Origin of the sequence: Paenibacillus mendelii, from assembly GCF_024498075.1 — a bacterium.
GTDB lineage: Bacteria > Bacillota > Bacilli > Paenibacillales > Paenibacillaceae > Paenibacillus_Z > Paenibacillus_Z mendelii.
This window is the reverse complement of sequence record NZ_JANHOF010000001.1, coordinates 1415119-1427327: the sequence shown is the minus strand read 5'-3', so window position 1 is coordinate 1427327 and position 12209 is coordinate 1415119. Positions and strand designations below refer to the sequence as shown.

Here is a 12209-nt window from a genome sequence, read left to right as displayed (position 1 = left end):
CAAACTGATATAATAATGGAATGGCTGGTAAAAGAGCACTATGTGGGGGTTAAGCATGGCGGACGTACGTGACCGACAAAAGAAAATACGAAATTTTTCAATTATTGCCCATATTGATCATGGCAAATCGACTTTAGCGGACCGGATCTTGGAATATACCGGGGCGCTTTCCTCTCGTGAGATGCAAGCTCAGGTTCTCGACCAGATGGATTTGGAGCGGGAACGCGGGATTACGATCAAGCTGCAGGCCGTTCGGCTCGCTTATAAAGCGGATGACGGTGTCGAGTATATTTTGAATCTGATTGATACGCCTGGACATGTCGACTTTACGTATGAGGTGTCCCGAAGCCTTGCGGCATGCGAAGGCGCTCTGCTGGTCGTCGATGCAGCACAGGGCATCGAAGCGCAAACGCTGGCGAACGTCTATCTGGCGCTGGATAATAACCTGGAGATCGTACCTGTTATTAACAAGATCGATCTGCCAAGCGCAGAGCCCGAACGGGTTAAACAGGAGATCGAGGACGTCATTGGATTGGATGCAAGCGACGCGGTGCTGGCTTCGGCCAAGGCCGGTATCGGGATCAAGGAAATCCTGGAGCAGGTCGTGGCCAAGATGCCCGCGCCGACAGGAGACCCGGATAAACCGCTCAAGGCGCTTATTTTTGATTCGCACTACGATGCATACAAGGGCGTTATCGTCTATGTGCGCGTCGTGGATGGCAGTATTAAAGCCGGCGACAAGATCCACTTCATGGCGACTGCCGCAGAGGCGGAGGTCATCGAGGTCGGAGCGTTCATGCCGCGTATGGGAATCGTGGATGAACTCGCGGTCGGCGATGTTGGTTTCATCATCGCGGGCATCAAGAACGTGAAGGATACGCGTGTAGGGGATACGGTAACGGGTGCGAAGAACCAAGCGCCGGAGCCGCTGCCTGGTTACCGGAAGAGCAATCCGATGGTATTCTGCGGCCTCTATCCGATCGAGACGCAGGATTATAACGATTTGCGCGAAGCGCTGGAGAAGCTGGAGCTTAACGATGCATCACTTCGTTATGAGCCGGAGACTTCAACAGCATTAGGCTTCGGTTTCCGCTGCGGCTTTCTTGGCTTGCTTCATATGGAAATCATTCAAGAGCGGATCGAACGGGAATTCAACATTCCGCTCATCACAACAGCGCCGAGCGTTATTTACCGCGTAACGCTTACGAATGGGGAAACGATCGAGATCGATAACCCGTCCAATTACCCGGAGGTCGGCAAAATCGAGTTCGTCGAAGAGCCGTATGTCAAAGCGTCCATTATCGTACCGAATGATTATGTCGGTGCAATTATGGAGCTATGCCAGAACAAGCGCGGCGAGTTCGTGAATATGGAGTATTTGGATACGAACCGCGTTACGATCATCTACGAGGTCCCGTTATCCGAAATCGTCTATGACTTCTTCGATCAGCTGAAGTCGAGCACGAAAGGCTATGCCTCCTTCGACTATGAACTGACGGGCTACCGCCAGTCGAAGCTGGTGAAGCTGGACATTATGCTCAACAACGAGCAAGTCGATGCACTCTCCGTCATTGTCCACCGCGACCGTTCGTATCAACGCGGACGCATCATCTGCGAGAAGCTGAAGGAACTGATTCCCCGCCAAATGTTCGAGGTGCCTATTCAGGCGTCGATCGGTACGAAGGTTATTGCGCGCGAGACAGTCAAAGCGATGCGCAAGAACGTCTTGGCGAAGTGCTACGGCGGCGACATCAGCCGGAAACGGAAGCTTCTTGAGAAGCAGAAGGAAGGCAAGAAGCGGATGAAGCAGGTCGGCAACGTTGAAGTGCCGCAGGAAGCCTTCATGGCCGTTCTCAAAATCAACGAGGATTAACGTATCCGATTCGCTATAGGCGGATATTAAGGGGAGGGGTCACATCACGTGACCCCTTTCTCATGAAAAGAGGTAAAGGTTTATGCTGCATCATGCGCCTCGCGCATTATATATACACATTCCCTTCTGCACCAACAAATGTCATTATTGCGACTTTAACTCTTATGTGCTGAAGGGCCAGCCGGTCGATGAATATTTGGACGCTCTGGAGCGGGAGATGGCCATGACCGCGGCTGCAATGCCGACGGATGAAATTCGTACCGTATTTGTCGGAGGCGGCACGCCAACGGTGCTCACGCCTCCCCAGATGGAACGGTTTCTGGCATCGGTCAAGCGTTATTTTCCCATTCTGCCTGAAGCCGAGTTTACGATGGAAGCCAATCCCGGAACGACTGACATCGATAAGCTTGCGGCGATGAAGGCGGGCGGTGTGAACCGGATCAGCTTCGGCGTCCAATCCTTCGATAACGGTCTGCTCGAGAAAATCGGACGGATCCATAACGTGGACGATGTGTACCGGAGCATCCAGAATGCGCGCAGCGTCGGTTTCGATAATTTATCGATCGACTTAATGTTCGGGTTGCCCGGGCAGTCCGTTGAAACACTCTCGGACAGTGTCAGCCGCGCTCTTGCGCTTGACCTTCCGCATTATTCCCTCTACGGGTTGAAGGTGGAGGAGAATACGCTGTTCCACGTTCTGTACGAACGCAACGAGCTTACGCTGCCTCCGGAGGAGGATGAGCTTGCGATGTATCTGCTGCTCATCGAACGACTAAAATCAGCAGGCTATGCTCATTATGAAATAAGCAATTTCGCTAAGCCCGGCTTCGAGAGCCGTCATAACACGATGTATTGGCGGAATGAGCCCTATTATGGCGTTGGGGCCGGTGCACACGGGTACGCAGCCGATCAGCGGCATATCAACGTTAAAGGGGTCAAGCCTTATATGGAAGCGTCGCTTGCCGGCCTTCCGCGTTTGGAAACCTCAACCGTATCGGAAGAAGAAGCGATGGAAGACTTCATGATGGTAGGCCTCCGCTTGCTCCGCGGCGTAACCGATGCAGATTTCGCGGCACAGTTCGGTGGCCGTTTAATTGAGGAGCAATTCGGGGAGCCGCTTCGTAAGCTGCTGGCCGAAGGATTGCTGGAACGTACGGGCGGTGACGGCCTCGATGGGGGATATAAGCTGTCGGACAAAGGTATACCGCTTGGAAACGAAGTGTTCGGTGCGTTTATTAGCGTACCTGCCGACTAATCTTCCCTTGGGATCTGCCTCCTATGAATGAGAACAAGCGACCGGCAGCCGGTCGCTTGTTTTATTTGGTTCGATCGGAATGGGTCTATATAAGTTGAACCAAAGAAAGTTACAAAGCAGGAAGAATGATTCTGGAGAAGCGCTAGGGTCGCCTTTGTTCCCGGATTTTTTTACAATTATTATTGCTCTGCTGCGTGTTTCCCGAGCATCCGGCTGTTGAAGGAGGCGGAGCCGCCTTTGGGAATGCTGAGCGTCTTCCATTCCGCTGATCGGAAGGCTTTGGCGACATAGACCAGCTGACCGACATGGTAGCCGTAGTGGGATATTTGTCTATGAATCGCTTGAATCACCGTGTGAGCTTCACCGCGAATCGGAACCGTGCGCAGCAGATCATCGGGCGTCAAGCTTTCCAGTGCAGTGAACAGGGCGTTCCAGCCCGTTTCCCATCTCTGCAGCAGTTCTTCCTTAGAGGCGGTGTCATCGTTGAATTCGGAGTCGCGGTTGCGGGTGGGTTTCTCGCCGTCGCTCGTCAGAAAATCAGTCCATCGCGACAGCATGTTGCCATGCATATGGTTTACGATAATGGCGGCGCTGTTTGATTCCGGTTCCGGCACATAGTAAAAACCTTCATCCGTGAGCTGCTCAAGCGCTTTGTCACCGAGCTTCTTCTGGCCGCGGAAGTCCTGCAGCGATAACGCGAGCACATGCTCGGCAAGGTTTCGTTCCTGCTTGGCCTTGTATGAATCTGTCATGGTATCACGCTCCCTTATTCCAGTATCATACCTCGAGAAGTACCAAGGGGACAGTGAATTGTTTTTATCATCGTGATAAAAATCTCTTGTGTACTCATGCGGCCTGATGTATATTTATACACATCAATGTTTGGTTTACATCTAGGTGGAGGCGAGGGCGAGATGCAGGCGGTATGTAGGAATGCGATGCTGGAAGACATCGAGACATTATATACATTAATTCAAGGTTATGCAGAGAAAGGTATTATGCTGCCGCGCTCGCGTCACGCGCTGGAGCGTCAAATCGATACGTTCGTCGTAGCGGAAGTGAATGGCGAGGTTGTCGGCTGCGGATCGCTTTGTAAGCTCGGGGCGGATCTTGTGGAAATTCGCTCGCTCGGCATTTCTGATGGATATAAAGGGCTTGGGATCGGCAGCAAGCTCGTCGATTTTCTAATTGAGATGGCAAGAGAACAGCATATTCCGAAAGTGATGGCACTAACGTACGAGGTGACGTTCTTTAAGAAGAACGGCTTTGCGGTCGTCGACAAGGAGATTTTCCCCGAGAAAGTATGGACCGATTGCGTGAACTGTCCGAAGCAGGAATGCTGCGACGAAATAGCGGTACTCAAAATGCTGAGCTGACCGGCAATCGTCGGGCTGGTTTGGTTTTGGATCGGACATGCATGAACGAGAGTCACATTCTATTCATCAGACCTCCGTATGAATGAAGAGTGGTCTTCGTAGTAATAGGCCAACCTGACAATGTCGGGTTGGCCTATTTATCGTTATCCGATGATGGGAGCCATCCGGGAGATATGCGGGCTGCTTGGGGGATCAGCCCATGCAGCAATTCAGTCTATACAACAAACTGCTCTCTTCCAATGGCGAATGCTGGATCAACATCAGCTGTTCTTTGTTTATGCATAATGTTTGAAGGCTTAAACCAGAACTATGCCTTCCTCTGCGACTTGGATCGTGGTACTATTTGCCTGGTATGGATGAATTGATAGTTCAATTTAGGAGGGGCATCATGAAGGACAAGACAAAGGGGATCATAATCGGATTGGCCATTGGATCTATGTTCGCGGTGACAACGGCATTTGCTGATTATGGAATGAAAGTGTTTGTTGATTTCAAGGATATCAATCTGTTCGTCGACGGATCAAGGAAAGCTACAACTCAAGTGATTATTTATGAAGGGACAACCTACGCTCCGGTTAGAGCATTGTCTACTGCAGTGGGGAAACCCATTAATGCCGACTTTACCCGGAACGATCTGTACCTGGGTAAGCTGCCAACCAATAAAGGCATTAGCCTGGAGAAAGCAAAACAGCTGATCAAGGATAAGTATAAAGTTCCTTCAGGCTATACCTATAGTCTGGACAGTCTAGATGAGGAAGGTAATTATCATATTCAAGTGTACGAGTTTGTTCTTGATGATAGAAAGACAGGCGTAGGCCACACGGCAACATTCGGCTGGTACACGGTTGATAAATACACAGGGAACGTAACTTCGATGTTCTAAAATAAAGTACAGAGCTAATCCTAATTACAGCGTATTATTGAAGCAAATAAAATAAATTCAATTCGTAGCCGTATTCGTAAAGACGCTTGACGGATTTATTGATTCACCGCAAGCCCATTAATTTCGCTGAGAAAGCATGGAACGGCTGCGTCAGCTGTCAGAAGCAGAATACGGAGATGAAATAGCGGTGCTCAATATGCCGAACTGACTTGACAATCGTCGAGTTGGTTTGGTATTTTTGTAGTAATGATTAGCACTCGTCATGATTGAGTGCTAACGATGACGGCTTCGCGATAACGAATAGTACCGGAATGGATGATAGGAGGGGCTGCGATGTTGACAGAACGGCAACGAATGATATTGAATGCGATCATAGACGATTACATCCGCTCAGCCGAGCCGATTGGCTCGCGCAGCATATCCAAGCGAGGCGACGTCGGATATAGCCCGGCGACGATTCGCAATGAGATGGCCGACCTGGAGGAGCTGGGATTTCTAGAACAGCCTCATACATCGGCAGGCCGAATTCCTTCCATTAAAGGTTACCGGTATTATGTCGATCATCTGGTGAAGCTAGGGGAAGTGAACGACCAGGATCTGACCACGATCCGTTCCTTCTTTGCTGAGAAAATGAATCAAATGGAGGATGTCGTCCAGCACGCGGCCACGATCCTTTCCAATTTGACGAACTACACGTCCATTGTACTCGGACCGGAAACCTTTTCGAACTCGCTTAAGCACTTTCAACTTGTACCGATTAGCGATGACACGGCGGTAGCGATCGTCGTGACCAATACGGGTCACGTCGAGAATCGCACCATTTCCATTCCGCCGGACATGAGCATGTCGGACATGGAGAGAGCTGTCAATATTCTGAATACGAAGCTTATCGGCGTCCCGCTAATCCGGTTGAAATCGAAGCTTCATTCGGAAGTCGGTCAAGAGCTTGGCCGTTATGTAGACCAATGCGAGCGGCTGCTGAATGTGCTTGATCAAGCGCTCAACAGTGACGAAGAGAACCGGGTCTTTCTTGGCGGAACGACGAATATGCTGACCCAGCCAGAATTCAAGGACGTTGACAAGGTGAAGACGCTGCTCGATCTGCTTGATGAAACACCAACGCTGATGCGTATGTTTTCCGCTCTGCCGAGCGGTATCGGGGTGCGGATCGGGACAGAAAATTCGCATGCAGCTATTAACAACTGCAGCCTAATTACAGCTACTTATTCGATTGACGGGCAATCGCTTGGCACGGTTGGTATACTTGGACCAACCCGCATGGATTATGGCAAGGTGATTAGCCTGCTGGATGTGCTTTCTAAGGATATGGCCTTACTGCTGGGCCGCTGGTACAAATAACATTACTTTCAGGAGGTGAAGCGACCCGTGAGCGTGAATGATCAACCGACGACAGAAGAAATTAAGAACGATACTACGGTAGACGCTTCGGAGCAGCCCCGCGATGAGCAGGTGCCAACGGATACGGAACAAATCACCGAGGATCCTATGATCGCTGAATTGGTCAAACAGGCCGACGAGAATCAACAACGGTTCTTACGCGCTCAAGCGGACTTTGATAATTTCCGCAGACGTACGCAGAAGGAGAAAGAAGAGCTTGCCCAATATGCTTCCATGAAGCTGATAACGCAGCTGCTTCCTGTTGTGGATAATTTCGGCCGTGCGCTGGATGCTGCCAAGACCGGTGGAGAAGTAGAAGCATTCGCTAAGGGCGTAGACATGATCTTCCGTCAGCTCGAGTCCGTCTTGGAGCAGGAAGGCGTCAAGCCGATGGAAGTTGTCGGACAGCCTTTCAATCCTGAATTCCATCAAGCCATCATGCAGGTGGAGTCAGAGGAGCATGAAGAAGGAATCGTCGTTGAAGAGGTGCAGAAGGGCTATATGCTGAAAGATAAAGTACTGCGCCCCGCAATGGTGAAAGTAAGCGGCTGATCTAAGCTGACGAAATAGAGTGACAATCTAAGGAGGAACTGAACAATGAGCAAAGTTATCGGTATTGACTTGGGAACAACAAACTCCTGCGTAGCAGTTATGGAAGGCGGCGAAGCCGTCGTTATTCCGAATCCGGAAGGCAACCGCACGACGCCTTCGATCGTAGGTTTCAAGAAAGACGGCGAGCGGATCGTCGGTGAAGCGGCAAAGCGCCAAGCGATCACGAATCCGGACCGCACCATCAGCTCCATCAAGCGCCATATGGGCACAAGCCACAAAGAAACGATTGACGGCAAAGACTTCTCGCCGCAAGAAATTTCCGCTATTATCCTGCAAAAACTGAAATCCGATGCTGAAGCTTACCTCGGCCAATCGGTTACGCAAGCCGTCATCACTGTACCTGCATATTTCAATGACAGCCAGCGTCAAGCAACCAAGGACGCGGGTAAAATCGCCGGACTCGAAGTTCTGCGTATCGTTAACGAGCCTACTGCGGCAGCTCTGGCATACGGCCTGGAGAAATCCGAAGACCAAACGATCCTCGTCTACGACTTGGGCGGCGGTACGTTCGACGTATCCATTCTTGAGCTGGGCGATGGTTTCTTCGAAGTTAAAGCGACGAGCGGCGATAACCGTCTCGGCGGTGACGATTTTGACCAAGTCATCATCGATTACATGGCAGCAGATTTCAAGAAAGAGCATGGAATCGACCTTTCGAAAGACAAAGGAGCCGTTCAACGTCTGAAGGACGCGGCTGAGAAAGCGAAGAAAGAGCTGTCCGGCGTTATGACGACGACGATTTCGCTTCCATTCATTACGATGGTCGATGGCGTTCCTCAGCATTTGGAGATGAACCTGACTCGCGCGAAGTTCGAAGAGCTGTCCGCGGCACTCGTTGAGCGTACGCTCGGACCTACGCGTCAAGCGCTAAGCGATGCGGGAATGACACCTTCTGATTTACACAAAATCGTACTCGTCGGCGGTTCTACACGTATACCTGCCGTTCAAGAGGCGATCAAGAAGCTGACAGGTAAAGAGCCGCATAAAGGCGTTAACCCGGATGAAGTCGTTGCACTGGGCGCCGCTGTTCAAGCGGGCGTACTGACCGGCGATGTGAAAGACGTGGTTCTGCTTGATGTAACGCCATTGTCGCTTGGTATCGAGACTGCAGGCGGCGTGTTCACGAAGATGATCGACCGCAACACGACCATCCCGACAAGCAAATCGCAAGTATACTCGACCTATGCAGACAACCAGCCTAGCGTTGAAATTCATGTCCTGCAAGGCGAGCGCCAAATGGCAGCCGGCAACAAAACGCTCGGACGTTTCACGCTTGGCGATATTCCATTGGCACCGCGCGGCGTACCGCAAATCGAAGTTACCTTCGATATCGATGCGAACGGGATCGTGAACGTGTCGGCGCTTGATAAAGGCACAGGCAAGAGCCAGAAGATCACGATTACGTCTTCGAGCGGTTTGTCCGACGAAGAGATCGAGCGCATGATGAAGGATGCGGAGCTTAACGCTGAGGATGACCGCAAGCGCCGTGAGCTTGTTGAAGCGAAGAACAACGCTGACCAGCTGGTCTACTCCGTAGACAAAACGATCAAAGACCTGGGCGACAAAGTCGATGCGGGCGAGATCGAAAAAGCGAATGAAGCGAAAGAAAAAGTGAAAACAGCGCTTGAGAGCGATAACCTGGAAGAAATCAATGCTGCTGTAGAAGAGCTGACACAAATTGTACAGCAATTGTCCGTGAAGCTCTATGAGCAAGCAGCTCAAGAACAGCAAGCGGCTGAAGGTGCAGACCAAGGCGGCGAAGCGAAGGGCAAAGATAACGTCGTAGATGCGGATTACGAAGTCGTCGACGATAAGAAATAAGATCGCGAGCGCAAACGGTGCGCCGTCCGAAAAAATAAGGACGGCGCAGCCGTTTTTCGTGTGTCTAGGCACGGCAGTCAGAGAAATTCAGGGAGCAATAGCTCTCACCCTCCAATGGGGGAGGGGTTTTAATAGGAGACGGGGTGACGGATTTGGCAGATAAGCGGGATTATTACGAAGTGCTTGGCGTCGGGAAGGACGCCTCGGATGAGGATATGAAGAAGGCGTACCGGAAGCTGGCACGCCAATACCATCCAGACGTGAACAAGGCGCCGGATGCGGAAGTGAAGTTCAAAGAAGTGAAGGAAGCCTATGACGTCCTAAGCGACGAAGGCAAACGCGAAACCTATGATCGCTTTGGCCACGTAGATCCGAACCAAGGCGCTGGTGCCGGCGGAGCGGATTTTGGAGGCTTCGGCGACATATTCGATATGTTTTTCGGGGGGAATGGCGGACGCCGTGACCCGAACGCGCCGCAGCGCGGCAATGATCTGCAGTACACGATGACCATTGAGTTCAAGGAAGCGGTATTCGGCAAAGAGACCGAAGTCACGATTCCTCGTACGGAGACCTGCGATACCTGTACCGGTTCGGGCGCCAAGCCCGGCACGAAGCCGGAAACCTGTTCCGTATGCCGCGGCACCGGACAGCAAGAGGTTGTCCAGAATACGCCGTTCGGCCGGATGGTTAACCGCCGTGCATGCTCGAATTGCAGTGGTACGGGACGCATCATTAAAGAAAAATGCGGCACCTGTCACGGTGCAGGCAAAGTCAAGCGTCAGCGTAAGCTGAACGTGCGTATCCCTGCTGGTGTAGACGATGGCGCACAAATCCGTTTAAGCGGCGAAGGCGAGGCTGGACAGCGCGGAGGCCCGGCAGGAGACCTCTATATCGTGATCCGCGTGAAGTCGCATGAATTCTTCGAGCGCGAAGGGGACGATATTTACTGCGAGGTACCGCTTACGTTCGTTCAGGCGGCGCTTGGGGATGAGATCGAGATTCCTACGCTTAACGAGAAAGTGAAGCTGAAAATTCCGGCGGGCACGCAGACCGGAACCTATTTCCGCTTGAAAGGGAAGGGCGTCCCGCGTCTTCGCGGCTATGGTCAAGGCGATCAGCATGTGAAGGTCACGCTTGTCACGCCGACAAGCTTGTCCGAGGATCAGAAGGATTTACTCCGCCAGTTTGCCGGCATTGACGGTGAGTCTACCCAGGAGGAGCATCACAACTCCATCTTCGAGCGGATGAAAAAGGCGTTTCGCGGCGATTAAGAGATTAGGCATACTTTTGTTTCCAGAGGAACATCCTATTCGATGTGTTAACTGAATCGGCTACTCAAGGAGGATGAACGATGGAACATAAGAGCCTAGAGGACAAGAACCTGTTCAACATGCCTATTGGAAAAAATGAAGACGTCGAATTTTCGGAGTCGTTGGCCGATGACGATGACAAAGAAGCTCAGCGGCGTGCATTCGAAGCGGATGCGCGCGAAGAGCGGGAGTAAGGAGGCTAGCCGCCGATGACGGTTGAAATCCATGCCACCTTCCCGGATGGCACAGGAGCTAGAGAAGCGGAATTAAAGCTTCAAGCTCTTCGTGCCGTACGTGTCACAGACGGGGGCGACGGCTCCTTAACGGTAACGATCGGTGATGATTTAATCGATCGCGCCCTCCATTTGATCCAGCAAACAGGCGGCATGTCGGATACGCCATAACGATGCATCGTTTTCGGAGCTTTGACAGCGGGTGCGCTGCCAAAGCTCTTTTTTGTGCGGGGACGGCTTCTGGTGTAAAATAGATGTCAGTGTATGCAGCCGTGCAGCTGTTATACAAAGATTGCAGAGCATCCAGCTGTGCAGCAATTATGAACGGGTTATTATCGATGAGGGGGCAATTAATCGTGAAATGGCATGAAATAACGGTTGATACAATGGAAGAAGCGACGGAGATGATTTCGAACTTTTTGCATGAAATGGGAGCGGGAGGCGTATCCATTGAAGAATCGGGGACGTTGAACAAACCTCGGGACACTTCGCTGGGTCAATGGTATGACCACCCCTTGAATGATATTCCCGAAGGGCATGCGGTGATTAAAGGATATTTTGCGGAAGGTACGGATCCTGAGGAAGTCATGGAACACATTCGTCCGCGCATCGATCAGCTCCGGGAATTCGATATCGATCCAGGAGACTATACGATGGTTAGCGTCGTTGTCGATGACGAGGATTGGGCCAATGCGTGGAAGCAATACTTCAAGCCGATACGCGTATCCGACCGCCTGACGATTAAGCCGACTTGGGAGGACTATACCCCTTCACCGGAAGAGAGAATCATTGAGCTGGATCCGGGAATGGCGTTCGGAACGGGAACGCATCCGACGACTGCCTTATGCTTGCGTACGCTGGAATCGGTCATTCGCGGCGGAGAAGAAGTCATCGATGTCGGTACGGGCTCCGGTATTTTAGCGATTGGGGCAATCCAGCTTGGAGCAGAACGCGTGCTGGCGCTTGACCTTGATCCCGTTGCGGTATCATCGGCCAAAGAAAATGCCAAGCTGAATGGCCTTCTCGATGAGCGGATTCAAGTACAGCTCAGCGATTTGCTGGGCGTTCTGCAGGGACAAGCACCGGATGCCCAGGCGATTAACGTTTCCGTCCCGGTGGATCTCGTGGTTGCGAATATATTGGCCGAAATTATTCTGCTCTTCGTCGAAGACGTTTACGCAGCTCTGAAGCCAGGCGGTATTTATATCGCGTCCGGTATCTACAAGAACAAGGAAGACGATGTGATTAAAGGGCTGACGGATGCCGGATTTATGATTACAGACACGCAGCGCGACCAAGACTGGATCGCATTCGTTGCCAAAAAGCCGGAATAGCCTTTGTTAATCAGGCAGATCTGCATGTAAGAAATATGACAAATATTCAGATGGCAGTTCGTAATAGGAGGTGAGTTCTTGTCCTTTCTTTGGTACCCGCTGGAAGATCTGCCC

The 12209-nt window shown here is 51.5% G+C and carries 12 protein-coding genes; 11 read left to right on the top strand and 1 reads right to left on the bottom strand.

Annotation, left to right across the window (positions count from 1 at the left end):
- The first annotated feature begins 55 nt into the window (after nt 1–55).
- Complete coding sequence (gene lepA / locus NNL21_RS06540) at nt 56–1873, top strand: translation elongation factor 4 (protein ID WP_204816587.1); 1818 nt, start codon at nt 56–58, stop codon at nt 1871–1873.
- 82 nt (nt 1874–1955) lie between these two features.
- The gene (gene hemW / locus NNL21_RS06535; protein WP_204816586.1) at nt 1956–3128 is read left to right on the top strand and encodes a radical SAM family heme chaperone HemW; all 1173 of its coding nucleotides are present in this window, start codon (nt 1956–1958) and stop codon (nt 3126–3128) included.
- A 179-nt stretch (nt 3129–3307) separates the two neighbouring features.
- Here hemW and NNL21_RS06530 read toward each other — a convergent pair whose 3' ends face one another.
- Nucleotides 3308–3880 carry a DUF1572 family protein gene (locus NNL21_RS06530; RefSeq protein WP_204816585.1) on the bottom strand — a complete coding sequence of 191 codons (573 nt, stop codon included), beginning with the start codon at nt 3878–3880 and terminating at the stop codon, nt 3308–3310.
- A gap of 162 nt (nt 3881–4042) precedes the next feature.
- On the opposite strand from NNL21_RS06530, the gene NNL21_RS06525 reads away from it, so the two are divergent.
- The 9 genes from NNL21_RS06525 (at nt 4043) to prmA (ending at nt 12095) form a co-directional block, all read left to right on the top strand.
- On the top strand, nt 4043–4504 hold the full coding sequence (locus NNL21_RS06525) for an N-acetyltransferase (protein ID WP_204816584.1): 462 nt from the start codon (nt 4043–4045) through the stop codon (nt 4502–4504).
- A gap of 388 nt (nt 4505–4892) precedes the next feature.
- Nucleotides 4893–5387, top strand: a complete 495-nt coding sequence (locus tag NNL21_RS06520; protein ID WP_204816583.1) for a hypothetical protein — start codon at nt 4893–4895, stop codon at nt 5385–5387.
- 333 nt (nt 5388–5720) lie between these two features.
- Nucleotides 5721–6746: a heat-inducible transcriptional repressor HrcA gene (hrcA, locus tag NNL21_RS06515; RefSeq protein WP_204816582.1), complete on the top strand. Its 1026-nt coding sequence runs from the start codon at nt 5721–5723 to the stop codon at nt 6744–6746.
- Between the two features lie 27 nt (nt 6747–6773).
- Nucleotides 6774–7337, top strand: a complete 564-nt coding sequence (gene grpE, locus NNL21_RS06510) for a nucleotide exchange factor GrpE (protein WP_204816581.1) — start codon at nt 6774–6776, stop codon at nt 7335–7337.
- 45 nt (nt 7338–7382) lie between these two features.
- Nucleotides 7383–9218, top strand: coding sequence for a molecular chaperone DnaK (dnaK, locus tag NNL21_RS06505; protein WP_204816580.1), 1836 nt, complete (start codon nt 7383–7385; stop codon nt 9216–9218).
- A 152-nt stretch (nt 9219–9370) separates the two neighbouring features.
- On the top strand, nt 9371–10489 hold the full coding sequence (dnaJ, locus tag NNL21_RS06500; protein ID WP_204816816.1) for a molecular chaperone DnaJ: 1119 nt from the start codon (nt 9371–9373) through the stop codon (nt 10487–10489).
- An 80-nt stretch (nt 10490–10569) separates the two neighbouring features.
- On the top strand, nt 10570–10722 hold the full coding sequence (locus NNL21_RS06495) for a YfhD family protein (RefSeq protein WP_204816579.1): 153 nt from the start codon (nt 10570–10572) through the stop codon (nt 10720–10722).
- A 15-nt stretch (nt 10723–10737) separates the two neighbouring features.
- Nucleotides 10738–10932 (top strand): hypothetical protein, encoded by a 195-nt coding sequence (locus tag NNL21_RS06490; RefSeq protein WP_204816578.1) that lies wholly within the window; start codon nt 10738–10740, stop codon nt 10930–10932.
- Nucleotides 10933–11117: 185 nt separating this feature from the next.
- Nucleotides 11118–12095 carry a 50S ribosomal protein L11 methyltransferase gene (gene prmA / locus NNL21_RS06485; protein WP_204816577.1) on the top strand — a complete coding sequence of 326 codons (978 nt, stop codon included), beginning with the start codon at nt 11118–11120 and terminating at the stop codon, nt 12093–12095.
- The last annotated feature ends 114 nt before the right edge of the window (nt 12096–12209 follow it).

Coding starts and splice junctions, on each gene's coding strand:
- lepA (WP_204816587.1), top strand. CDS start 56: ATGGCGGACGTACGTGACCGACAAAAGAAAATACGAAATTTTTCAATT.
- hemW (WP_204816586.1), top strand. CDS start 1,956: ATGCTGCATCATGCGCCTCGCGCATTATATATACACATTCCCTTCTGC.
- NNL21_RS06530 (WP_204816585.1), bottom strand. CDS start 3,880: ATGACAGATTCATACAAGGCCAAGCAGGAACGAAACCTTGCCGAGCAT.
- NNL21_RS06525 (WP_204816584.1), top strand. CDS start 4,043: ATGCAGGCGGTATGTAGGAATGCGATGCTGGAAGACATCGAGACATTA.
- NNL21_RS06520 (WP_204816583.1), top strand. CDS start 4,893: ATGAAGGACAAGACAAAGGGGATCATAATCGGATTGGCCATTGGATCT.
- hrcA (WP_204816582.1), top strand. CDS start 5,721: ATGTTGACAGAACGGCAACGAATGATATTGAATGCGATCATAGACGAT.
- dnaK (WP_204816580.1), top strand. CDS start 7,383: ATGAGCAAAGTTATCGGTATTGACTTGGGAACAACAAACTCCTGCGTA.
- NNL21_RS06495 (WP_204816579.1), top strand. CDS start 10,570: ATGGAACATAAGAGCCTAGAGGACAAGAACCTGTTCAACATGCCTATT.
- NNL21_RS06490 (WP_204816578.1), top strand. CDS start 10,738: ATGACGGTTGAAATCCATGCCACCTTCCCGGATGGCACAGGAGCTAGA.